The organism is Bacillus sp. 95MFCvi2.1 (genome assembly GCF_000374965.1).
GTDB classification, from domain to species: Bacteria; Bacillota; Bacilli; order Bacillales; family Bacillaceae_G; genus Bacillus_A; species Bacillus_A pseudomycoides.
In genome coordinates this window covers 98,787-120,229 of record NZ_KB895691.1, presented here as the reverse complement: position 1 = coordinate 120,229, position 21,443 = coordinate 98,787, and the positions used below count along the sequence as shown (strand labels likewise).

The 21,443-nt window shown below is 36.1% G+C and carries 29 protein-coding genes and 1 riboswitch; of the genes, 13 read left to right on the top strand and 16 right to left on the bottom strand.

All coding sequences use genetic code 11. From position 1 onward, the window contains the following. Position 1: 1 nt before the first annotated feature. The 3 genes from C568_RS0103740 to spoIIM all read right to left on the bottom strand — a co-directional run bounded on the left by C568_RS0103740 (position 2) and on the right by spoIIM (position 1,548). Positions 2-232: a YqzK family protein gene (locus C568_RS0103740; RefSeq protein WP_018780830.1), complete on the bottom strand. Its 231-nt coding sequence runs from the start codon at positions 230-232 to the stop codon at positions 2-4. A 105-nt stretch (positions 233-337) separates the two neighbouring features. Further along, positions 338-793 carry a ferric iron uptake transcriptional regulator gene (gene fur, locus C568_RS0103735; RefSeq protein WP_000392653.1) on the bottom strand — a complete coding sequence of 152 codons (456 nt, stop codon included), beginning with the start codon at positions 791-793 and terminating at the stop codon, positions 338-340. A 107-nt stretch (positions 794-900) separates the two neighbouring features. Continuing rightward, on the bottom strand, positions 901-1,548 hold the full coding sequence (spoIIM, locus tag C568_RS0103730; RefSeq protein ID WP_018780829.1) for a stage II sporulation protein M: 648 nt from the start codon (positions 1,546-1,548) through the stop codon (positions 901-903). A gap of 124 nt (positions 1,549-1,672) precedes the next feature. Here spoIIM and C568_RS0103725 point away from each other — a divergent pair, with 124 nt between their 5' ends. Then, positions 1,673-2,224: a GNAT family N-acetyltransferase gene (locus C568_RS0103725; RefSeq protein WP_006095883.1), complete on the top strand. Its 552-nt coding sequence runs from the start codon at positions 1,673-1,675 to the stop codon at positions 2,222-2,224. A 22-nt stretch (positions 2,225-2,246) separates the two neighbouring features. Here the strand turns inward: C568_RS0103725 and C568_RS0103720 are convergent, their stop codons facing one another. After that, positions 2,247-2,786: an NUDIX hydrolase gene (locus C568_RS0103720; RefSeq protein ID WP_003208342.1), complete on the bottom strand. Its 540-nt coding sequence runs from the start codon at positions 2,784-2,786 to the stop codon at positions 2,247-2,249. Positions 2,787-2,860: 74 nt separating this feature from the next. Here C568_RS0103720 and mciZ point away from each other — a divergent pair, with 74 nt between their 5' ends. Together mciZ and C568_RS0103710 are read left to right on the top strand one after the other, a co-directional pair. Continuing rightward, positions 2,861-2,989: a Z-ring formation inhibitor MciZ gene (mciZ, locus tag C568_RS0103715; RefSeq protein WP_018780828.1), complete on the top strand. Its 129-nt coding sequence runs from the start codon at positions 2,861-2,863 to the stop codon at positions 2,987-2,989. A gap of 53 nt (positions 2,990-3,042) precedes the next feature. Beyond that, positions 3,043-3,957 (top strand): aldo/keto reductase, encoded by a 915-nt coding sequence (locus tag C568_RS0103710; RefSeq protein ID WP_018780827.1) that lies wholly within the window; start codon positions 3,043-3,045, stop codon positions 3,955-3,957. A gap of 29 nt (positions 3,958-3,986) precedes the next feature. Here C568_RS0103710 and C568_RS0103705 read toward each other — a convergent pair whose 3' ends face one another. The 4 genes from C568_RS0103705 to C568_RS0103690 all read right to left on the bottom strand — a co-directional run bounded on the left by C568_RS0103705 (position 3,987) and on the right by C568_RS0103690 (position 6,367). After that, the gene (locus C568_RS0103705) at positions 3,987-4,814 is read right to left on the bottom strand and encodes an aldo/keto reductase (protein ID WP_003208340.1); all 828 of its coding nucleotides are present in this window, start codon (positions 4,812-4,814) and stop codon (positions 3,987-3,989) included. A 159-nt stretch (positions 4,815-4,973) separates the two neighbouring features. After that, positions 4,974-5,477 (bottom strand): DNA topology modulation protein, encoded by a 504-nt coding sequence (locus C568_RS0103700; protein WP_018780826.1) that lies wholly within the window; start codon positions 5,475-5,477, stop codon positions 4,974-4,976. Positions 5,478-5,510: 33 nt separating this feature from the next. Beyond that, entirely contained in the window at positions 5,511-6,035 is a 525-nt protein-coding gene (locus C568_RS0103695; protein ID WP_006095887.1) for a GrpB family protein, read from the bottom strand. A gap of 68 nt (positions 6,036-6,103) precedes the next feature. After that, entirely contained in the window at positions 6,104-6,367 is a 264-nt protein-coding gene (locus C568_RS0103690; protein ID WP_003202682.1) for a YqkE family protein, read from the bottom strand. Positions 6,368-6,598: 231 nt separating this feature from the next. On the opposite strand from C568_RS0103690, the gene C568_RS0103685 reads away from it, so the two are divergent. After that, entirely contained in the window at positions 6,599-8,188 is a 1,590-nt protein-coding gene (locus tag C568_RS0103685; RefSeq protein WP_018780825.1) for a bifunctional metallophosphatase/5'-nucleotidase, read from the top strand. 242 nt (positions 8,189-8,430) lie between these two features. After that, on the top strand, positions 8,431-8,874 hold the full coding sequence (locus C568_RS0103680; RefSeq protein WP_006095889.1) for a ferritin-like domain-containing protein: 444 nt from the start codon (positions 8,431-8,433) through the stop codon (positions 8,872-8,874). 154 nt (positions 8,875-9,028) lie between these two features. On the opposite strand, the gene C568_RS0103675 is transcribed toward C568_RS0103680, so the two are convergent. After that, entirely contained in the window at positions 9,029-9,505 is a 477-nt protein-coding gene (locus tag C568_RS0103675; protein WP_018780824.1) for a ribbon-helix-helix domain-containing protein, read from the bottom strand. A gap of 133 nt (positions 9,506-9,638) precedes the next feature. Between C568_RS0103675 and C568_RS0103670 the strand changes: the two genes are divergently transcribed. Both C568_RS0103670 and C568_RS0103665 read left to right on the top strand, forming a co-directional pair. After that, positions 9,639-10,637, top strand: coding sequence for an alpha/beta fold hydrolase (locus C568_RS0103670; protein ID WP_018780823.1), 999 nt, complete (start codon positions 9,639-9,641; stop codon positions 10,635-10,637). A 132-nt stretch (positions 10,638-10,769) separates the two neighbouring features. Then, entirely contained in the window at positions 10,770-12,089 is a 1,320-nt protein-coding gene (locus C568_RS0103665; RefSeq protein WP_018780822.1) for a Na+/H+ antiporter family protein, read from the top strand. A 27-nt stretch (positions 12,090-12,116) separates the two neighbouring features. On the opposite strand, the gene C568_RS0103660 is transcribed toward C568_RS0103665, so the two are convergent. Beyond that, on the bottom strand, positions 12,117-13,055 hold the full coding sequence (locus C568_RS0103660; RefSeq protein ID WP_018780821.1) for a LacI family DNA-binding transcriptional regulator: 939 nt from the start codon (positions 13,053-13,055) through the stop codon (positions 12,117-12,119). 147 nt (positions 13,056-13,202) lie between these two features. Continuing rightward, positions 13,203-13,682: a GNAT family N-acetyltransferase gene (locus C568_RS0103655; protein ID WP_018766107.1), complete on the bottom strand. Its 480-nt coding sequence runs from the start codon at positions 13,680-13,682 to the stop codon at positions 13,203-13,205. A gap of 83 nt (positions 13,683-13,765) precedes the next feature. On the opposite strand from C568_RS0103655, the gene C568_RS0103650 reads away from it, so the two are divergent. Beyond that, entirely contained in the window at positions 13,766-14,689 is a 924-nt protein-coding gene (locus C568_RS0103650; RefSeq protein ID WP_018780820.1) for an alpha/beta hydrolase, read from the top strand. A gap of 15 nt (positions 14,690-14,704) precedes the next feature. On the opposite strand, the gene C568_RS0103645 is transcribed toward C568_RS0103650, so the two are convergent. Beyond that, on the bottom strand, positions 14,705-14,950 hold the full coding sequence (locus tag C568_RS0103645) for a DUF2552 family protein (protein WP_003200083.1): 246 nt from the start codon (positions 14,948-14,950) through the stop codon (positions 14,705-14,707). Between the two features lie 141 nt (positions 14,951-15,091). Here C568_RS0103645 and C568_RS0103640 point away from each other — a divergent pair, with 141 nt between their 5' ends. Next, positions 15,092-15,298, top strand: a complete 207-nt coding sequence (locus C568_RS0103640; RefSeq protein WP_003200081.1) for a CDGSH iron-sulfur domain-containing protein — start codon at positions 15,092-15,094, stop codon at positions 15,296-15,298. A gap of 38 nt (positions 15,299-15,336) precedes the next feature. Here the strand turns inward: C568_RS0103640 and crcB (C568_RS0103635) are convergent, their stop codons facing one another. Continuing rightward, positions 15,337-15,690: a fluoride efflux transporter CrcB gene (gene crcB / locus C568_RS0103635; RefSeq protein ID WP_018780819.1), complete on the bottom strand. Its 354-nt coding sequence runs from the start codon at positions 15,688-15,690 to the stop codon at positions 15,337-15,339. After that, positions 15,687-16,091 (bottom strand): fluoride efflux transporter CrcB, encoded by a 405-nt coding sequence (gene crcB, locus C568_RS0103630; RefSeq protein ID WP_003208320.1) that lies wholly within the window; start codon positions 16,089-16,091, stop codon positions 15,687-15,689. Before crcB (C568_RS0103630) ends, crcB (C568_RS0103635) begins: the two co-directional genes overlap by 4 nt. A 313-nt stretch (positions 16,092-16,404) precedes the next feature. Further along, a riboswitch (FMN riboswitch) is annotated at positions 16,405-16,548 on the top strand. Between the two features lie 308 nt (positions 16,549-16,856). On the opposite strand from crcB (C568_RS0103630), the gene ribD reads away from it, so the two are divergent. From ribD to ribH, 4 genes are read left to right on the top strand one after another with little or no spacing between them, the layout of a single operon-like run. After that, positions 16,857-17,969, top strand: a complete 1,113-nt coding sequence (gene ribD / locus C568_RS0103620; RefSeq protein ID WP_018780818.1) for a bifunctional diaminohydroxyphosphoribosylaminopyrimidine deaminase/5-amino-6-(5-phosphoribosylamino)uracil reductase RibD — start codon at positions 16,857-16,859, stop codon at positions 17,967-17,969. Next, positions 17,951-18,595, top strand: a complete 645-nt coding sequence (gene ribE, locus C568_RS0103615) for a riboflavin synthase (RefSeq protein ID WP_018780817.1) — start codon at positions 17,951-17,953, stop codon at positions 18,593-18,595. The genes ribD and ribE overlap by 19 nt, the downstream gene beginning before the upstream one ends. Positions 18,596-18,607: 12 nt before the next feature. Continuing rightward, positions 18,608-19,801, top strand: coding sequence for a bifunctional 3,4-dihydroxy-2-butanone-4-phosphate synthase/GTP cyclohydrolase II (locus C568_RS0103610; RefSeq protein WP_018780816.1), 1,194 nt, complete (start codon positions 18,608-18,610; stop codon positions 19,799-19,801). 32 nt (positions 19,802-19,833) lie between these two features. Continuing rightward, positions 19,834-20,295 (top strand): 6,7-dimethyl-8-ribityllumazine synthase, encoded by a 462-nt coding sequence (gene ribH, locus C568_RS0103605; RefSeq protein WP_016131961.1) that lies wholly within the window; start codon positions 19,834-19,836, stop codon positions 20,293-20,295. 32 nt (positions 20,296-20,327) lie between these two features. On the opposite strand, the gene C568_RS0103600 is transcribed toward ribH, so the two are convergent. Continuing rightward, positions 20,328-20,648: a hypothetical protein gene (locus C568_RS0103600; protein ID WP_018766113.1), complete on the bottom strand. Its 321-nt coding sequence runs from the start codon at positions 20,646-20,648 to the stop codon at positions 20,328-20,330. 357 nt (positions 20,649-21,005) lie between these two features. Beyond that, the gene (locus tag C568_RS0103595; protein ID WP_018766114.1) at positions 21,006-21,329 is read right to left on the bottom strand and encodes a GMC family oxidoreductase N-terminal domain-containing protein; all 324 of its coding nucleotides are present in this window, start codon (positions 21,327-21,329) and stop codon (positions 21,006-21,008) included. Between the last annotated feature and the right edge of the window lie 114 nt (positions 21,330-21,443).

Here is a 21,443-nt window from a genome sequence, read left to right as displayed (position 1 = left end):
ACTACTCCCCATTTTCATAGAAAAAAATCATTCTATTTACGAAAACATCTTTTGCTGGTTCCTCATTCCCTGATACTTTTTCTATTGTCTCTTCTTTTGGTTTTTCATAACGATGATAACTTTCATATTCTTCATTTATCCATAGTATAGCGAAATAAAACAAAATCGTACAACCTGTAAATAATAAAAATACTTTCATCCCATCAAAAGTTAATTTTAAAGCTCGGCGCATTGTAAACTCCTCCAAAATATATGTTATTACAACATATGCCAAGCTTTCTGCGATTTATACCTAAATTCAAATAAAAAAACCTTTTCCTAGCTAAATAGGAAAAGGTTATTTTTCATCCGTTTCATTTTCTTGACAATTTTTACAAATCCCATGGAAAGTTAAACGATGGTCTTTTACCTTAAAGCTCCAGTCTCGTTCTACTTTTTTCTCCACTTCACCAAGTAAATCCTCTTGAATTTCTTGTACAGCACCGCATTGTGTACAAATTAAATGATGATGGAAACGCTGTGCACCTTCTTGACGTAAGTCATAGCGTGAAACACCGTCTCCGAAGTTAATTTTATCAACAACTTTTAACTCAGATAATAACTCTAAAGTTCGATAGACGGTTGCTAGTCCGATCTCTGGCGACTTTTCTTTTACAAGGAGGTAAACATCTTCTGCGCTTAAATGATCTTCTTCATTTTCTAGCAGCACACGAACCGTTGCTTCACGTTGTGGTGTTAACTTATAGCTCGCTGCATGCAATTGCTTCTTAATTCGTTCAATTCTCTCTTCCATTCGGTACTACTCCCTCCTCGCCACTCTTACACCATTATATCAGAAGAAGGGCTTCTGTCAAAAGAAAAAACAATCAAAATAACTTGATAATTATTCTCAAGTAGTATTTATTTTTTATTAATAGACTCCACGACTTCTTTCATTAAAACTGGTGAAGCATACACTTCAATACTAGAGGCAATTGCTAATATCACTCCAATGATTAGAAAAAAGCAAGTGTAACGTATTAACATCGGCAATAGCGGCTCGTTGATTTTTCGAATAAATTGATGCCTAATCATACGTAAAGAAAAACTTGCAGCAACTGTCGTCATTACAAGAAACGCTGGAATGATAATTAAATTTTGTGGCAACACGGATACAAATGCTAATAACAATCCATTCCAACCGTGCTGACTCACTAAAAAACCTACTGTAAACCCAACAACTACCCCTTTTAAAAATAATAAAATAAAGATCAGTGGTAATCCAATAATTGAAATACCTAACAGCCAAATAAATCCAATATATTTTAATTGTGAAAAGTAACTTTCTCGAAACATTTCACTCGCAATTGCAAATTCACCTTTGGAAACTTGTCCAAAAAATCGGTTCAAATAAAAAGATAAATCTTGCTTTTGATTCACCTGCAAACTATTTACAAGAATTGCCCCAAATACTACTCCCATCAATAATAAAACGGAAACAAATATGTAAAGCGAAGAATTCTCTTGGATATGAGAAATTACACGATTTTGCCAAGTTTTTCGTAACATTTTTCTTCCCTCCGTTCACACTCTTACTAAAATGTATGAAAGAAAGAAAAAAGTATGACGAATTAACATTGAAATTCCGCTCTACTTTGCTAAACTTAAAAGTAGAGAATAGGAGGGATTTTGCTTGAAACCATTATTATTAGATTTTCCTACATTATTTCAAACTGAGCGCCTACAAGTACGCAAACCATTTCCAGGTGATGGAACAGAGGTGTATGAAGCAATTCAAGCTTCTGTAGAAGACTTACAACCTTGGATGTCCATTACATCTGAAACAGAAGAAAGTGCTGAGGAAATAGTTCGGGAAGCTCATGGACAATTTTTACTTCGTGAAACATTAGCTTTTCACTTATATGATAAAGTATCTGGTACGTTTATTGGAGCTCTTACCCTTCATCCAGAAAACTGGGATATTCCAAAATTTTCACTTCGTTTCTGGTTACATAGCACTTATACAAAACAAGGTTATATGACAGAAGCAGTAAAAGGCGCTGTCCAGTTTGCTTTTGATAAACTTGGTGCGAGACGACTTGAAATTCGCTGTGATGCTACAAATGTAAATGCATGTGCCTTAGCAGAACGTCTTGAATTTATTTTAGAAGGTACACTAGAAAACGACTTTCTTGCTCCAGACGGTAGCTTACGTGACACACGCGTATACGCCAAAATTAATTAAAACACTCGCCTTGGGCGAGTGTTTATTTTTGTAATTGCAAGTATTGCACAGCGAACATAGTCTTTGCATCATGGATACGTTGATTTTTCATAAGTTCAACTGCTTCTTCTAATGAAACTTCCATTAATTCCACAAACTCATCTTCATCTAAAGCTGCTTTATTTTCCTTTTTCTTCAATCCAGTTGCTTTGTATACATATAGAATTTCATCCGCAAAACCAGGTGATGTATAGAAAGATGTAACAAATTCCATTTTGTCACATACATACCCTGTCTCTTCTTCTAATTCACGAGCCGCTGTTACCTCTGGCTTTTCTCCAGGCTCTAATTTTCCAGCAGGAATTTCTACAATCTCTTTTTCTAATGCTTTACGGTACTGCTCAACAAGCACGATTTTCTTTTCATCTGTCACAGCAATTATAGCAACCGCACCAGGATGATTGACAATCTCACGTTTACTCACTTCTCCATTTGGCAATACTACATCATCAACACGAACTTTAATAACTTTCCCATCAAAAATCGGTTCGGTTGCAATCGTTCTCTCTGCAAGATTACTCACAATATTTCATCTCCCTATTCTATTTCCTACTTGTTCTTCATACATTTTACCACACTGAAAGGAGCGTGATAAAAATGAAAGTATATATTTTACCAAATCGTATCACGTTGGTCGGAAAGGCTTGGCAAATTCGGCATCAGCTAAAGCAATACGGAAAAGAGTATAAAACTGTAAAAGAATGGATTACAGCAAACGAAAAGTAAACATTTGTCAACCTTCTTCTGCTTTCGTACAATACAAGTAAGGAGGTTGGCCTATGAAAAAACGTCAATTAGGAAACTCAGATTTATATGTTACTGAAATGGGACTCGGTTGTATGTCCCTTGGCACCAATGAACATGAAGCGATCCACATCATCCATGAAGCAATGGATTTAGGAATTAATTTTTTTGATACAGCAGACTTATACAATTATGGATTAAATGAAGAATTTGTCGGAAAAGCTCTTAAGGGAAAACGCGATCAAATTGTTCTTACAACGAAAGTAGGAAACCGCTGGATTGAGGAGAAAAACGGCTGGTCTTGGGACCCTTCTAAAACTTATATAAAAGCAGAGGTAAAAGAAAGTTTACGCCGCCTGCAAACGGATTATATTGATTTATATCAACTTCACGGCGGTACAATCGAAGATCCTATCGATGAAACAATCGAAGCATTTGAAGAATTAAAACAAGAAGGTGTGATTCGTCATTACGGAATTTCTTCTATCCGTCCAAACGTCATTCGTGAATATGCAAAACGTTCTAATATCGTTAGTGTATTGATGGAATATAGTCTTTTAAATCGCCAGCCTGAAGAATGGTTTCCACTACTTCAGGAGCATCAAATTAGCATCATTGCACGAGGACCACTTGCGAAAGGATTGTTAACTGATAACAATGAAAGAAAGATAGAAAAAGTGAAAGAAAAAGATTATCTTTCTTATTCTTATGATGAGTTAATAAAAACATTAACTACTGTAAAAGAAATTACAAAGGAACGTTCGTTAACTGAAACAGCTCTTCAATATTGTTTACATGACCCGATTGTGGCAGCTGTTATTCCTGGCGCTAGCTCCATCCAGCAACTACAAGAAAATGTACAAGCTAACAATCAATCTCCATTAACAACTGAAGAATATAAACAAATTCAAGCAGCTGTTAAATGCGATACATACACATTACACCGATAAAAAATGCTACCGTAATCGGTAGCGTTTTTTTACATCGTATCGTATTTATCAGGATTTGTTCCAACATGTAAATTGCGATCAAGCGTATCAATTTGTTTGATTTCTTCTTCTGTTAATGAAAAATCAAAAATAGTAAAGTTCTCTTGAATACGCGATGGTGTAACAGATTTAGGGATTGTTACAATGCCACTTTGAATATCCCAGCGTAAAATAATTTGAGCAGGCGTTTTTTCATACTTTTTAGCAATTTCTTGAATAATCGGATGCTGAAATACTTCGCCGCCTCTCATTAACGGGCTCCATGCTTCCATTTGAATTTGTTCATTTTGACAAAAATCACGTAATTCAAACTGTGCAAGCATCGGATGAAGCTCTACTTGGTTCACCATCGGCTTCACATTACAATTTGGCAACAACTGTTCTAAATGGTGCTGATGAAAATTTGAAACACCAATTGCACGTACTTTTCCTTCTTCATATAATTTCTCAAGGGCACGATATGTATCTATGTATTTCCCCCTTATTGGCCAGTGAATCAAATATAAATCTACATAATCCATTTGTAATTCCTTCAAACTTTTGTCAAATGCTTGAAGTGTTGCTTCATAGCCTTGATCGTCATTCCATACTTTTGTCGTAATAAACAATTCTTCACGTGCGATTCCTGATTCACGAATTGCTTCTCCGACACCGCTTTCATTTTCATATACAGTCGCTGTATCAATAGAGCGATATCCAACTTCTAAAGCTGTTTTTACCGCTTGCTTTACTTCTTCTCCCTCTTTTGCTTTATATACACCTAAACCAAGCATCGGCATTTTCACGCCATTATGAAGTGTAGTTGTTGGAATATACATGATAGGCCGTTCCTCCTTCTTCTCTCCTGCGAATTCTATAGACAGGGTGCCGCTAAATTTTATAACCGTCACTTTATTTGAACAAGATTCTTGAAAAAAGTCAAAAAATATATACAGTTAACATAATAATTTTATTAAATAAGATAAGACTGTTTCATCTTATAGCTTTTGTAAAAACTCCTCTATTTCAGCTGAAGATTTGAAAATAACAATATTTTTCTCAGCAGATACAGCTTGTATTTTCCCAAAAATAGCAGGTCGTTTCACTTTTGGATACGTCCATACCCACTTCAAGAACTCAAAATCTAATTGTTCTTCACACCCTTCTCCCATATCAGGACGCGTTTTATTATGATATTGTATCCTTCTTTTTATTACGCGATATAAACATTGTATTCTTGGCAAATCAATAAAGATAATGGTATCCGCTGCCTCTAATCGTATATTCATTGTAAATCCATAGTTTCCATCGATAATCCAAGCTTCCTGCGTTACTAATTCTTTTTGTACCTGTATTTGTTCTTCGCGACTTGCTAGCACCCAATCTTTTTTCCAATAGAGTGCATCAAGATGAAATACTGGAAGTTGTAGTATCTCCCCTAATCGCCGTGAAAAAGTTGATTTTCCAGCTCCCCCAGAACCAATAATCATAATCTTTCTCATCTCTTCTCTCCCCTTGCAAAAAATAACGCAAGCTTACTCGCTTCCGTTATTTTTTCTCCACTCAAGTGCTTTCTCATCAATGTTACGCACGAAGTCATTCTTTCCTTCTGTATATTGATCTCCATCATATGTGAATTTTTCTGCTAAATCTTTTTTCAATGCCGCATATACCTCTGCCTCTTCACAGTGTGCCATCATATAATCGCGAAATGCTAAATGACGTGTAATTTCCGGATTTCCTGTTCCGAAAACATGTAAATGATACGATCGTTTTTCTTCTGTTCCATGAATAAAAAAGCGGCGACCCGGGATACCATTCTCACCTTTTACAATGTAGCCAAGTTGTTGAAAACATTCATTCCAATGATCTACGCTCTCAATGTTCTCTACTTCCATAATCATATCAACAATTGGCTTTGCTGCGAGTCCCGGTACTGATGTGCTACCAATGTGATGTACTTTCACATGTTCTGGCATCGCTGCTTTTAACCTCTGTGATTCTATTTGAAATTTCTCACCCCAATGGTTTTCATAAGGAACGACTACAATCTTTCTCATCCCAATTCCCCTTTTCTTATCAAATCGCTAAAAAATCATCAGGACAATTGTACTGATGATTTTTTACATTATTTAAAGTCTTTCCAAGTGAGATTACTTTCACTTAATAATTCTTCAAACGATTTATTCTTTTCACGTTCCTTTTGCTCTTTACGCTTTCTTTCTTGTTCTTCTATTTCTTTTTGCTCCACTCTTACTTGTAATTCTTTCTTCTTACTTTTCAATTGATTCATTAACGATTTATTCAATTGATCACCAATTGTAATGGAATCTTTCTCTGGCTGATTCATTTGCGTTTGTCTTTGCATTTGTCTCTGTTTCTTTTTCTTCATACTGCTCACCTTTTACTTTTTTCTCCATTATAGGGGAAATACCTTACTCTCGACAATAAAAAAGACCATTCACTTTCGATTTCCCTATTATTTTTATTTTGTAAAGATGTAAAGAGAAAAATAAAATTTCATTAATTTTTATAATAAAAAGAATTTTTATAGCAATAACTCTCTTAATCTATTAAAATTATGTCGTATGATGTCAGATTATAAAAAAGGGAGAGAAAACTCATGTGGAAAAAAGTCATTCCTGCAGCTTTAGTATTAAGTACAATTACTTTTTCAAGTGTATTTGCTGCACCTCCATCTCAAGTACCAGCAGAACAAAATCGCTACATAGACGTACAAATGCTTGGTATTAACGACCTTCACGGTCAACTAGACACTGTAAAGAAAATTAACAACAAAGAAGCAGGGGGAGCTGAGTACTTAGCTGCTTATTTACGTGATCGTGAAAAACAAAACCCAAATACACTTATGGTTCATGCTGGCGATATTGTCGGAGCAAGTCCTCCAGTTTCTGCATTATTGCAAGATGAACCTACAATCGAATTTTTAAATGATCTAGGTTTTGATGTTGGAACTATTGGAAATCATGAATTTGACGAAGGTATTAACGAAATGAATCGCCTTATTTACGGTGGGTATCACGAAAAAACAGGGAATTTTAAAGGAGCAAACTTCCCTTATGTTGCTGCAAATTTCTACAATAAATCAACTGGACGCTTATTTCTACCACCATTTACTGTAAAAATGGTACAAGGAGTTCCTGTCGGCTTTATCGGGGTTGTAACAACGGATGTTCCTAACGTTGTTATGCCTACTATGCTAAAAAATGTACAAATTACAGATGAAGTTGAAGCAATTAACACATCCGTAAAACAACTGAAAAAACTAGGTGTTAAATCGATCGTTGTTCTTGCACATAATGGAGGTACAACGGATGATAACGGCGTAACAAATGGCGATATCGTTCGCTTAGCAAATGAGACTGATCCAGAAGTCGATGTCATTTTCGGCGGTCATAGTCACACTTATGTAAATGGAACCGTTAATAACAAACTTGTCGTACAAGCAAATTCTTATGGAATGGCTTTCGCTGATGTCGATGTAAAAATTGATCGTAAAACAAAAGATATCATTGAGAAAAAAGCAGAAGTTGTTACAACCTACCATGAAGGAATAAAACCTGACCAACAAGTGAAAAAGAAAATGGATCAGTATAAAGAAAAAATTGCTCCTCTTGTAAATCAGGTTGTTGGAAAATCTACCGCTCCAATGGATCGTAAACAAAATGCCGCGGGTGAATCTACTCTTGGAAATTTAATTGCTGATGTTCAGCGCTCGACCATGAATACTCAAATTGCCCTCATGAATCCTGGTGGTATTCGCAATGATCTAGATGCTGGCGATATTACCTGGGGAGAATTATATGGCATTCAACCATTTGGGAATCAATTGATAAAAGTTAATTTAACTGGTCAAGACATTCGAGATATTTTAAATCAACAATGGCAAAAAGACATAACAAGAATGCTTCAAATTTCAGGTATTCAGTACACTTGGGATGCGAATAAACCAAATGGTGAAAAAGTTACAAATATCCACTTAACAAACGGAGAAGAGTTAGTTGCCTCTAAAACTTACAGCGTCGTTGCAAATGCTTTTCTAGCTTCAGGCGGTGATGGATTTGTATCCTTTAAAAATGGAAAAGATGCCGAAACAGGACCAACTGATTTCGAAGCGTTAGTGGATTATGTAAAACAAGTAAAAGAACCGATTCAACCTATTATTGATGGGAGAATTCAAAAAGTTAATTAACTTTTCTTTTAAATAAATTTATAAAAAAGAGAGAAACTATATTATTAAATTATGATTTTCCAAAAATTAATCTTTATGATAAGAACCCTGTATTCCATTAGAATACAGGGCTTTTTATTGGTCTCTATGGAGAAAGGACATGCAATAAAAATTCACTTTCCCCTAAATAACCTTTTAAAGGATATGCACTCAGTATATTGATTTCTCGTAGGATATATGAGCAGACACTGGGAGGTGAACATATGTATTCTTATTCAAATGATTGCAATTTGATATACAGACAAAACGACAAGCTAATTCATGACATTGAAAATGCAATTAACGGAGAGTATAGTGCAATAAATTGCTATGCTAAATTAGCTAATTTAGCTCCACAAGATAATGAACGCAATCAAATACTCGAAATCCGACAAGACGAAATAAAACATTTCCAGCAATTTGTACAAATTTATATTCATTTAACCGGTAAACAACCTCAGCCAAAAATTATTGAACAATGTCCAGATTCTTATGTGAATGGATTAGAATACGCGCTACAAGATGAGCAACGAACAGTCGATTTTTACTTGAAAATTGCAGATGATACTACAGATCAATATATTAAAGAGACATTTCGTAGAACAGCAGCAGATGAACAAAATCACGCCGTTTGGTTCCTATATTATTTTTTAAAAGCTAAAAAATAATAATTGTTTTATACAAGGCAAATGCCTATTCCATGAAGATTTTCTCATCCCCACCTAACTCCTTTACTTTCACTAAAAACTCTAACTATCCACAAATAGCTAGATAAAAATACAGAGGATACATGCTCTTACATTGAACATAGTATCCTTTCTTTCATTTATCCTGATACATTTCATCAGCTTCTTCATATTTCCGCAAAAATTCTATCAACGCTTCTTCTACAATTCTAGATTTATGAATACCTGTTGCATCCGATACAACGTCTAGTTTCTCTAAAATTTCCGTACATATAGAAAAAGTACGTTTTTTCTTCTCATTACTTTTGACTCTTTTGGGGATAATAAGTTCCTCTCGTTTTCGCAGTAATTCATAAATTTTTTGCAATTGTTCATAAATCAAAACCTGATAATCTGTTTTTACATATTGAAGCGCAGTAGCTTCTTGAAGATATAAATGGCGGGGCTCTTCTCCCTCTCCAATGAATATTCGTTTCTTCTGTTCACCATCATATTCATATCCAAGCACTCTTAACTTTTTCGACAATGCATATGGGCTCATGTCGAGGCGTTTCGCAATAATAGCAAGTGGTTCACGTTTGTTTAAGCAATCTATAATTTCTCCAACCGTCACTTCCTTCCCCCTCTCCCTGAGCTCTCATAGTTGAAATACAGTCGGCATGTTATGATACAATAATTTCTTAATAGTATATGCAAAATCGTACACCCTTGCGATACATACCATTAGAGAAAAGGAGGTTTTTTATATGCTGTTTCGTAGCCACACTCCACAGTTTTACAACGAATTTAAGAATCCAACTCCAAATAGCGTCGCTACGATAGAAAGCGTGACGATTAACAATCATCAGCAATCTCTACTCATTCGCGGTCAAGACGTAAATCAGCCTATTTTATTATGCTGTCATGGCGGTCCTGGTATGGCGCAAATTGGGTTCATTCGCCATTTTCAAGAAGACTTAGAAAAGCACTTTATTGTTGTCAATTGGGATCAACGCGGAGCTGGAAAATCCTTTTCTTGGCGGGATATAAAAGCACCTTTCACAATTGAACAATTTGTTTTAGATGCACTTGAAGTAATAAAATACCTTCTTTCTCGCTTCAAAAAACAAAAACTATTTCTCGCTGGACATTCTTGGGGAAGTATTATCGGTCTACAAATCGCAAATCAATATCCAGAATACATCGAAGCCTACATTGGCATCGGTCAGATTGTACATATGAAGCAAAACGAAGAATTGCTCTATCAGCATTTAATTCATTCTGCAAAAAAACATGGACACGAGCGGGCATTGACCTCTCTAACAAAACTAGGAAAACCTCCTTTTCTAGATATGCGGCGTCTTATCATTCAAAGGAAGTGGCTCGGTACATTTGGAGGAGCAGTTCAAAACGGGACTTCGTTTTCTTTCATTCGTAAAGGACTATTTTCTTCAGAATATACATCGCTAGATTGGGTGAGATTTCTCGCAGGAAATATGAAATCCGGGGCATTATGGGAAGAAATGCTGACAGTAGATTTCTTTTCTTCAATCTCAAAACTTTCCGTACCTGTTTATTTTTGTTCTGGTCGTTTCGACTATCAAACACCTTATGCACTCGTTCAACAATATTGCGATACAATTCAAGCACCCATCAAAAAAATGATTTGGTTCCCAAACTCTGCTCATTCACCAAATTTAGAAGAACCTAAACTGTTTGCAAAGTCTTTATGCTCTATTAAACAAGAGCTATCTTTTCCACACTAGTAATCGTTATACCTTTTACATTTCACAGAAAACATTTTATAATTACATGTCGCAACTTTACTCAAGTTAGTAAGCATTTCTATCCAGAATAAGCTGCACAAACAGAAAAAGATCAGGGAGATTACATTTATTATGAACGCTGTACTCATCGCAGTAGCAGTGATGCTACTGCTTAGTTTATTACGTGTCCAAGTCATTGTCGCTATTATCGTCGGTGCCTTAACAGGTGGACTAATTGGTGGACTTGGAATTTCAGAAACAATCAATACTTTTACTACGGGTCTTGGAAACAGTGCTCCAATCGCTTTAAGTTACGCCATGCTCGGAGGATTTGCTATTTCTCTTTCCAAAACAGGTCTGCCCGATGCTATGATTCATACTGCACTGAACTTAGTTGGTAATGAAAAAGACACACAAAAGCAAACATATTCAAAAATACTCATTTTATTTATTATTTTGGCAATGGCTTGTTTTTCACAAAATGTTATTCCGGTTCATATTGCTTTTATCCCTATTCTAATTCCAGCGCTTTTAAAAGTACTAAATGAACTGAAAGTGGACCGCCGGCTTGTTACATGTATTATTACATTCGGATTAATCACTCCTTACATGTGGATTCCAGCTGGATTTGGAAAAATTTATCACGATGTACTACAAACAAATGCACAGCAAAGCGGACTTACATTTGATGTAGCGCTTATCCCAAAAGCAATGACAATTCCAGCAATAGGAATGATTATCGGTCTATGTATCGCTGTTTTCATTACATATCGTAAACCACGTACTTATCACACCGAACCTATTCATGCCACATCTGATGAAGCCGCTCCTTATACAAAAAGAAGCATTTCCTTTGGGTTATTGTCTATTATCGCAACACTAAGTGTGCAGCTAGCAACAGAATCCATGATTTTTGGCGCACTAGCTGGAATCATTGTATTATCCGTTAGTGGTAGCCTTCCTTTAAAAGAAGCTGATGCTATTTTAACAAGTGGTATGCGAATGATGTCATTTATCGGTTTCGTCATGATTTCTGCCGCTGGATTCGGAGCAGTTCTTCGGAAAACAGGGCATGTTGAATCACTTGTTCAGACAAGCGTCAATTTAATTGGAAACAGCAAACCGCTCGCTGCCTTTCTTATGCTTGTTATCGGTCTGCTCGTTACGATGGGAATCGGTTCTTCCTTTTCTACCATTCCGATTTTAACAACCATCTTCGTCCCGCTATGTATCCAACTTGGGTTTAGCCCGATGGCAACCATCGCGATTATCGGTACAGCTGGTGCATTAGGTGATGCTGGTTCTCCAGCATCTGATAGTACACTAGGACCTACCTCAGGTTTAAATGCTGATGGCAGGCATCATCATATATGGGATACGTGTGTCCCAACTTTTCTTCACTACAATATTCCGTTACTTATATTCGGCTTTATTGCTGCTATAACATTATAAAAAAGGTGCGTTTACTAGACGCACCTTTTACTTTGTAGATTCTCGTTCGATTAATATAAACTCTTGCTTCACTTCCTCAAGTTTTACTTGTTCCTTTTTCATTTTCCCTACCAATCTTTGTACAGCTAATACTCCTTGCCTTTCAAAACAACTTCCAATTGTTGTCAAAGGCGGCGTAACCCATTCACCTTGTAAACTTCCCTTAAAACCAATGACTTGCAAATGATTCGGTATATGGAGATCAAGAGCATTCGCCGCGCGAATTGTAGCAATTGCAATCGCATCGCTAGCAGCTACTATACCATCTATATAAGGATGCTTCCGTAATAATTCAGCAATTTGACTTTCCTCATCTTGTCCCTTTATTTTTTCTTCTCGATAAGCAATTCCTTCATCCCAAACAGCATCTAAAAAACCAGCAGTGTGCTCTTCCATTGCTTCGTCTTCTATCTTATCCCCAATATAAGCAAGAAAATGACAACCTTTTTCTTTCAATACAGTAACGGCCTTTCTACCACTTTCATAATATGTAGAAATAGATGCTGCCTCTGTTCCGCCCTCAAGTACAACAAATGGAAGGGAAAGTTGCTTCACATGCTCAAATACATCTTTCGTCATAATAACGCCAGCAATATTATTTTGCATTAATATATCTATATATCCTGTTTTATTTTCTGTATTACAAATAACAATTTGATATCCTTCTTTATATGCAGCTTCTTCTACTGAACGAAGTAATGTTATATAGGATGGATCTTCTAAATTTGATACTAATATAGCAATCATTGTCGAAGATTTTTTAAATAACGCCTTCGCTACAGCATTTGGTTTATACTGTAGTTCTTCAATTGCTTGTTTTACTTGTTTTACTGTATCCTCATGAACATACCCTTTTTCATTAATGACTCGTGAAACGGTTGCGACTGAAACACCGGCCAATTTTGCAACATCACGTATGGTTGCCACATCGTCACCCCTTAATATGGTAATAGCTTACAATTTAAACCTAAAACAAAGTAGGGTATTCGTCAAGGTTATTATTTTATATTTCTGAAAATTGTTACATAAAATACTTCTTACATTTTCCATCTTCAACATATATAAAGATGGATTTTATAAATTCATTTTTTCTAGTTGAATTTCATGTAAAATCGCGATGTTATCATAGCCAATAAGCGGAATTTCTCGCTTTATCTTCCTTGCTTCCTTGACCGCATCAATATATAAATTCGTCATCATAAAACCACGTTTCTGATAAAAACGAAGTGCGTTTGTATTATCATTTGTTGTAATAAGCCACACCTTTTTACAACATTGTTTTTTTGCAATATCAATTACGTACTCTACAAGCTTAGTTCCAATTCCCTTGTTCTCCTTAAAGCTATCTAAAGAAACAATCTCACAATCATTTTCTTTTATTTCATATGTAATAATTCCTATTATTCTGTTATCTTCAGTTGCAATAAAACCAGGCAATTGATCTAACTGATGTGCTCTTTCACGTGAAACCATCAACGTGCTTCCCCAATTTTCATGCATAAAAAGTTCAATTGTTTTTCTCATTTCCACTGTGATTTTTTGTATTCGAATCATGTCCCACTCTCTCCCCCTTTTACATCATTATGATACAATATAAGTGTATCATATGCAGAGATATTTGGAGGATGAGGGAAGATATGAAACGTTTTTTTACAGCATTGCTAACCATAATAGGAGCATTAATTGGTATCGGTATTTTCTTTACCAATAAAGTAATGTATTTAAAGAAAAAAACAGAGGAAGAAATTTTAGAACGTGAAACAAAAAAACACTTTCGCTTAGAGGATTTTAACGCCATTCCAAAAGAAGAGGTTCGTATCCCGTCTCAATTTAAATACGACCTTCACGGCTACTACATTTCTGCAGGCAATTCTAATAAATTTATGATTTTTTGCCACGGTGTAACCGTAAATAAAATAAACTCTGTCAAATATGCAAATTTATTTTTAAACAGAGGCTACAATGTATTTATTTATGATCATCGTCGCCATGGTAAAACAGGTGGTAAAACGACAAGTTATGGCTATTACGAAAAATATGATTTAAAGACGGTAGTTGACTGGCTCAAAGACCGTTTTGGTACAAATATTATACTTGGTGTTCATGGAGAATCAATGGGAGCAGCGACATTGCTACAATACGCAGGTATGGTGGAAGACGGTGCTGATTTTTACATTGCAGATTGTCCATTTTCTGACTTCTACGAACAATTACACCATCGCTTAAAAGTCGAGTTTCATTTACCAAAATGGCCACTACTACCATTGGCAAATGCCGTTTTAAAAGTACGAGACGGTTATACAATACGTGAAGTTTCTCCTATCGATTGTGTAAAAAACATAAATAATCCAGTCCTTTTTATTCATAGTAAAGACGATGACTATATTTTATGTGATATGACAAAAGCCCTTTATGAAGCAAAAGAAAATAATAAACAGCTCTTTATTGCAGAACACGGTGCACACGCTTGCTCTTATAACGAAAATAAACAAGAGTATGAGGATGCCGTTGATCAATTCTTAGAAACATATGTAAAAGAAACAAAAAACAGGCTTGCATAAGCCTGTTTTTTCATATTACTGCGCTAAAACATCTGTAACTTGTTCCATATTTTCAGAAATCCATTTTACCGCTTCATCAAGCGTTTGAAATTCTGTCGTTTGAAATGTTACCTCATCTTGCAAAAGCCACACATCTTTTGCTTCTTGTCCCACACCTGCAATCGACCAATGAAGTAAGCTATATGGATGATTATCATTTAAAAACGATGCCCAAGTGCGCTCATTTGCAATATTTTGTAATGTACGTAATTGTTTATTCATGTTTCGTCACCTTACTGTATTTCAGTTATAAACGTTATTATAACATTCTCTGCCCCTACACACAAAGAACTGTTTTCTTATTGTCAAGTGCTTCCTACAATTATATGATGAACATAAGCGTTTGAGAGGAGGGGAATAACGTTGGCAAAAGTTCAAATTAAAGTAAATGATAATGGTTCATTTCGCATTACAGGGGATGTGGAATTAATCGACTCACAAGGGAATGCTTTCCCGGCAAAACCTGCATTTTCTTTATGTCGCTGTGGCTTATCAAAAAATATGCCTTATTGCGACGCTTCGCATAAAGGCATATTTGAATCTGTTGTTCGAGCACCAAAGGGAGAATAATGATATAAGAAGCACGCGCAATGACTTGCGCGCGCTTCTTATATATGCCCTATATAAAAACCTAAAAATGCTGAAAAAATGCCTAGCATATAACTCATTATTAAATACAATACAGCCTTTTGTCCTTCTCGCTTATGTATCAATTGAACAATTTCAAGCTTAAATGTTGAAAACGTAGTAAATGCTCCCATAAATCCTGTTCCGCATAATAATAGCCATGTTCTACTCACCTCAGCTCCATACAATAGACCTAGTAAAAATGAGCCTAATATATTTACAAATAGTGTTCCATATGGAAACAAGCTTCCGTACTTTTCTTTCATTGCATTACTAATAGAAAATCTAGCAATTGCTCCAAAAAAACCACCGATTCCTACAAGCAATATATTCATAGTGCTCCTTCTTTCTTCATGCTTTTTTCATATAATGCATTTCCAAGATAAAATCCAAATAAAGAAAAGAGCAATCCTCCAACTACACTTGTACTTACATAATAAAATGCCATAAGAAACGCTTCATGCTGCATGAATTTCAATGTCTCTACGTTAAATGTTGAAAAAGTGGTAAAAGAACCAATCATTCCTGTTCCAATGCTACTCATTATCACTTGTGAAACATGTTTCATACGAAACAAATACATCGTTAAAAATGCCAATAAAAAACTACCAATCATATTCGCTGACCATGTTGCCAGCGGAAAAGAATCGACTGAATGAATACCAGCCCATTGTCCTAATTCGTATCGTGCTAAAGCTCCAACAATACCACCGATTCCTACTGCAATATATTTCATATTTCCACCTCGTTTACATATACTGAAATCTTTCCCATACTATATATACATTTTGATTCTCCAACATTTAAGTCGCGGCTATGAAAACAAAAGCAGACCTCCATTTATTTTCTCCTTTTGTTTAACATGGCATGGGGTGAACCGCCTCGGACTCTCTCTCCTCCCCTAAAAAGAAAAGGTTTTCTATCAAGTTTTCAATTTGTATTTATATAGTATAACAAAATTAATTCCCCCCTTCATTTTCATACAATTCTTCACATTCGAATATTTTTTACTATCCCTTTTTCTTTTTTGTGCTATAATGTGAGCAAACAGCATCCTTCGGGGTCGGGTGAAATTCCCAACCGGCGGTGATGAAGTGCACACTTCTAAGTCCGTGACCCGTTTCCAACTCGGAAACGGTGGATCTAGTGAAATTCTAGGGCCGACAGTATAGTCTGGATGGGAGAAGGATATGTTTTCTAGTGCTTATATAGCGAATACACTTTTATTTTGGCGTACACATTTTTACTGATTCGTTTTGAATCACTGTATATGTTTTATTTCATATACCTATTTTTCTATGCTGAAATAAAAAGATACGACTAGCGTATAAAAAATTGATAGTTTGCTAGGCTTTTTTCTCGTGCAAAAATATCAATTATCGTTAGGCTTCTTTCCTATACTCTCGTATTCGAACTATATTACTAGAAATCACGTCTCCCAAACCCCAAGGATACTATTATCCTTGGGGTTTTTTGATTTTTCTTAGGAGAGGTGAAAAGAATGACAGACCAAGAATATATGAGGATTGCCTTGCAATTAGCACAAAGTACTGCAGGTCAAACAAGTCCAAATCCAATGGTCGGTGCTGTTGTTGTAAAAGATGGAAACATCGTTGGAATGGGAGCGCATCTGCGTGCAGGCGAAGAACACGCTGAAGTTCACGCTCTTCGCATGGCCGGTGATAAAGCAAACGGCTCCACTGTATATGTAACGTTAGAGCCGTGTAGTCACTTTGGAAAAACTCCACCGTGCTGCGATCTACTTATTGAAAAAAAGGTGAAACGTGTTGTAATTGCCACACTTGATTGCAATCCGCTCGTTTCAGGTAGCGGCGCAAAACGTTTGCAAAAAGCTGGTATTAGCGTAACTACTGGTGTTCTCGAAGAAGAGGCCACCGCATTAAACCGGTACTTTTTCCACTATATGAAAACGAAACTGCCGTTTGTAACAATAAAAACAGCGATGAGTTTAGATGGAAAAATAGCAACTACTACCGGGGAAAGCAAATGGATTACAGGTGAAGTTGCTCGTACAGATGTCCATCAATATCGTCATACGCACGATGCCATCCTTATCGGAGTGAATACTGTCATAGCTGATAATCCATCTTTAACAACACGCCTTCCAAACGGCGGCAAGCATCCGATTCGTATTATTTTAGATACACATTTACGAACTCCGCTATCCTCTCATGTCATTACAGACGAGATGGCACCAACATGGATTATTGTTGGAAAAGATGTAAATAAAGAAAAAATAGCGGGCTACGAATCTCAGGCGGTATCTGTACTTCAAATGAAGACGAGCCAAATTGAAATACGCGACCTTCTCCTCCTTCTCGGTGAGAAACAAATCCTTTCACTCTTTGTTGAAGGTGGACAATCGGTACACGCGAGCTTTTTAGAAACAAAGTGTTTCAATGAAATTGTGACCTATATAAGTCCAAAATTAATCGGCGGAAAAGATGCTCCAACTATGTTTGGTGGCACCGGCTTTATAAAACTGCAAGATGCAATTTCCTTGCAAATTCAAGAGATGAAACAAATTGGTGATGATATAAAAATCGTTGCTAGTGCGCGAAATGAGGTGCCTGCATGTTTACAGGAATTGTAGAAGAACTTGGAACTGTTTCGAATATCAGGCAAAGCGGAGAAGCGATGAAGCTAACAATTACAGCAAACACAATCTTGTCAGACGTAAAACTAGGAGACAGTATTGCTGTAAATGGGATCTGTTTAACCGTCACTTCTTTTACAGCGTCTTCTTTTACTGTTGATGCGATGCCTGAAACGGTGCGAGCGACATCATTACGTATGCTCGACACCAGTTCTAAAGTAAATTTAGAACGAGCAATGGCTGCAAACGGACGCTTTGGTGGACATTTCGTCACAGGGCATATCGATGGAATTGGAACCATTTTAAATAAAAAACAGCACTACAATGCTATATATTACAAAATTGGAATTCCAGATGATTTACTCCGTTATTGTTTACAAAAAGGGTCCATTGCTGTTGATGGCACAAGTTTAACAATATTTGATATAGATGAATCTTCCATTACAATCTCGCTCATTCCACATACCGTAAGCGAATCTATCATTGGTAAAAAAGCGGCGGGAGATATTGTGAATATTGAATGTGACATGATTGGAAAATATATCGAACGTTTTATTTCAAAGCCAACAAAGCGAAGCACTTCAGTTACAGAAAGCTTTTTACAAGAAAACGGATTTCTATAAGGAGGAAGCACAATGTTTCATCGTATTGAAGAAGCACTAGAAGATTTAAAACAAGGAAAAGTCGTCATCGTATGTGATGATGAAAGCCGTGAAAACGAAGGAGATTTCATCGCTTTAGCAGAGAACATTACACCAGAAACAATTAATTTTATGATTACACATGGCCGTGGCCTTGTCTGTGTACCGATTACAGAACAATATGCGGAACGCTTACAGTTAGAGCCTATGGTTTCTCATAATACAGATTCTCATCATACTGCGTTTACAGTAAGCGTTGACCATATTTCTACAACAACAGGTATTAGTGCTTACGAACGTGCAACGACTGTGCGCGAATTATTAAATCCGGATTCAAAAAGAACAGATTTTAATCGTCCGGGTCATATCTTTCCTTTAATCGCCAAAGAAGGTGGAGTCCTGCGCCGCGCTGGGCATACAGAGGCAGCTGTTGATTTAGCAAAATTATGTGGCGCAGAACCAGCCGGAGTTATTTGTGAAATTATAAATGAAGACGGCACGATGGCACGTGTTCCTGATTTAGTACAAGTTGCAAAACAATTTAATATAAAAATGATTACGATTGAAGATTTAATCGCCTATCGCCGCCATCATGAAACGCTCGTGACAAGGGAGATTGAAATTACATTACCGACAGATTTCGGTACATTTCATGCAATCGGTTATTCCAACTCATTGGATCAGAAAGAACATATCGCTCTCGTAAAAGGAGACATTTCTACTGGTGAACCTGTTCTCGTTCGTGTGCATTCTGAATGTTTAACTGGCGATGTTTTCGGTTCATGCCGCTGTGACTGTGGTCCACAGCTTCATGCTGCTCTTTCTCAAATTGAACGCGAAGGAAAAGGTATTCTTCTTTATATGCGCCAAGAAGGCCGCGGGATTGGCTTGCTGAATAAGCTCCGTGCATACAAATTACAAGAAGAAGGATTAGATACTGTTGAGGCAAATGAAAAACTAGGATTTCCTGCCGATCTTCGCGATTACGGCATTGGTGCCCAAATCTTAAAAGATCTAGGGTTACAGCAATTGCGTTTATTAACGAATAACCCAAGAAAAATCGCAGGTTTGCAAGGTTATGATTTAGAAGTTGTCGAACGCGTACCATTGCAAATGCCAACAAAAGAAGAAAACAAAACATATTTACAAACAAAGGTAGAAAAATTAGGTCACCTATTAAACTTATAATCTATTAATTATAATTAAAGGAGAGATATATTATGGTATTCGAAGGTCATTTAGTTGGTACAGGATTAAAAGTAGGGATTGTTGTTGGACGTTTCAATGAATTTATTACGAGCAAACTACTAGGCGGTGCACTAGACGGTTTAAAACGACATGGTGTAGAAGAAAATGATATTGATGTTGCATGGGTTCCAGGCGCATTTGAAATCCCATTAATCGCAAAGAAAATGGCAAACAGCGGCAAATACGATGCTGTCATTACACTAGGTACAGTCATTCGCGGTGCTACAACTCATTATGATTATGTTTGTAATGAAGTTGCAAAAGGTGTTGCCTCTTTATCATTACAAACAGACATCCCAGTTATTTTCGGCGTATTAACGACTGAAACAATTGAACAAGCAATTGAACGTGCTGGTACAAAAGCTGGCAACAAAGGATATGAATCTGCAGTTGCTGCGATTGAAATGGCTCATTTATCAAAACAATGGGCATAAAAAAAGAGGCTTTCGCCTCTTTTTTCTTCTATTTATTTTCCCACTTTTTTCCGCACATCTTTTATCAATTCAGCCATCGTTTTTCCTTCTGTCTTAATACGAAGATTTTGAGCTGTTTTCCAGACATTTTCTCGCTTCTTTTCTTCCTCTACAATATGTAGCTCTTTTCTTACTTCTTTTAGATCCTTCCCTTCAGTTTCAATACCAAAATGCTCAGCTTTTGTTCGAAAATGCTGTTCGATTCTTTGCTGCATTTCTTTCTGTTCCGGATTTTCAGCTGCCTTAACAGGATCGGTGCTTATTGCCTTTAATAAAATAAGAAAGGTCATAATAGCTAGTATATATTTGTGCATTTGAAATCCTCCAACCCGAAATAAATTACACCTTTACTATGTACAATTACAGGGTGGAAAATTCGCCCACACAATTAAATTTTTTACTAAAAAGCTACTTATCTGAAGGACTAGAGGTACTTTATTACATTTTATTTACAATAAAATTTCACGAAAGACTACATTCATAAAGCTACAATCAATTTTTATTCATCTCTTAATTAAGTAACATCGTTCAAAACTTGAACGGTGTTGAAATAAGCTAAATTTCTAAGAAAGCTAATGTTAATATTTCACAATTATTGCTTAATTAAGACGAAGTAATAGAAAACGTTCACAAGAAAAAACGACTTTTTTAACATTTAATTATTAATCTTCCTAACATTCAAGATCACTGTCATCCATACTATATGGGCAAAAATCTTCTTGAATAAATCGTACTGCATTTAAAGCGATTATCTGTGCAGGCATAGAAGGATTACCATCTGGCAATCTAAGTTGCCGCCCAATTACTTGCTCTATTTTAGACAAAATATTAAATGAAAACTTATTATCAGTAGCTAAGGTAAGTGCATTCACCACAGAAGGATTACTTAATTGATTCGTCATATTTGTCCCTGCTTCAAGAACTAGCACGGAAGTACATTTATCATCTGTCAATTCTTTAGCGATTACCCCTCCGGTAGTTCCAGCACCAATCACAATATAATCGAAATATTTTTTTATTTACCTTTTTATTTCAATCACCCCTCCTTCATTTTCCATATGTGTTATTTGTTAGTGAAAAAAGGTGTTTGTACACAAAAGAAAATATTT

Bases quoted from the DNA above. Each gene is read 5' to 3' on its own strand.
- C568_RS0103740 (WP_018780830.1), bottom strand. From the start codon at position 232: ATGCGCCGAGCTTTAAAATTAACTTTTGATGGGATGAAAGTATTTTTA.
- fur (WP_000392653.1), bottom strand. From the start codon at position 793: ATGGAAGAGAGAATTGAACGAATTAAGAAGCAATTGCATGCAGCGAGC.
- spoIIM (WP_018780829.1), bottom strand. From the start codon at position 1,548: ATGTTACGAAAAACTTGGCAAAATCGTGTAATTTCTCATATCCAAGAG.
- mciZ (WP_018780828.1), top strand. From the start codon at position 2,861: ATGAAAGTATATATTTTACCAAATCGTATCACGTTGGTCGGAAAGGCT.
- C568_RS0103710 (WP_018780827.1), top strand. From the start codon at position 3,043: ATGAAAAAACGTCAATTAGGAAACTCAGATTTATATGTTACTGAAATG.
- C568_RS0103705 (WP_003208340.1), bottom strand. From the start codon at position 4,814: ATGTATATTCCAACAACTACACTTCATAATGGCGTGAAAATGCCGATG.
- C568_RS0103700 (WP_018780826.1), bottom strand. From the start codon at position 5,477: ATGAGAAAGATTATGATTATTGGTTCTGGGGGAGCTGGAAAATCAACT.
- C568_RS0103695 (WP_006095887.1), bottom strand. From the start codon at position 6,035: ATGAGAAAGATTGTAGTCGTTCCTTATGAAAACCATTGGGGTGAGAAA.
- C568_RS0103690 (WP_003202682.1), bottom strand. From the start codon at position 6,367: ATGAAGAAAAAGAAACAGAGACAAATGCAAAGACAAACGCAAATGAAT.
- C568_RS0103685 (WP_018780825.1), top strand. From the start codon at position 6,599: ATGTGGAAAAAAGTCATTCCTGCAGCTTTAGTATTAAGTACAATTACT.
- C568_RS0103680 (WP_006095889.1), top strand. From the start codon at position 8,431: ATGTATTCTTATTCAAATGATTGCAATTTGATATACAGACAAAACGAC.
- C568_RS0103670 (WP_018780823.1), top strand. From the start codon at position 9,639: ATGCTGTTTCGTAGCCACACTCCACAGTTTTACAACGAATTTAAGAAT.
- C568_RS0103665 (WP_018780822.1), top strand. From the start codon at position 10,770: ATGAACGCTGTACTCATCGCAGTAGCAGTGATGCTACTGCTTAGTTTA.
- C568_RS0103655 (WP_018766107.1), bottom strand. From the start codon at position 13,682: ATGATTCGAATACAAAAAATCACAGTGGAAATGAGAAAAACAATTGAA.
- C568_RS0103650 (WP_018780820.1), top strand. From the start codon at position 13,766: ATGAAACGTTTTTTTACAGCATTGCTAACCATAATAGGAGCATTAATT.
- C568_RS0103645 (WP_003200083.1), bottom strand. From the start codon at position 14,950: ATGAATAAACAATTACGTACATTACAAAATATTGCAAATGAGCGCACT.
- crcB (WP_018780819.1), bottom strand. From the start codon at position 15,690: ATGAATATATTGCTTGTAGGAATCGGTGGTTTTTTTGGAGCAATTGCT.
- crcB (WP_003208320.1), bottom strand. From the start codon at position 16,091: ATGAAATATATTGCAGTAGGAATCGGTGGTATTGTTGGAGCTTTAGCA.
- ribD (WP_018780818.1), top strand. From the start codon at position 16,857: ATGACAGACCAAGAATATATGAGGATTGCCTTGCAATTAGCACAAAGT.
- ribE (WP_018780817.1), top strand. From the start codon at position 17,951: ATGTTTACAGGAATTGTAGAAGAACTTGGAACTGTTTCGAATATCAGG.
- C568_RS0103610 (WP_018780816.1), top strand. From the start codon at position 18,608: ATGTTTCATCGTATTGAAGAAGCACTAGAAGATTTAAAACAAGGAAAA.
- ribH (WP_016131961.1), top strand. From the start codon at position 19,834: ATGGTATTCGAAGGTCATTTAGTTGGTACAGGATTAAAAGTAGGGATT.
- C568_RS0103600 (WP_018766113.1), bottom strand. From the start codon at position 20,648: ATGCACAAATATATACTAGCTATTATGACCTTTCTTATTTTATTAAAG.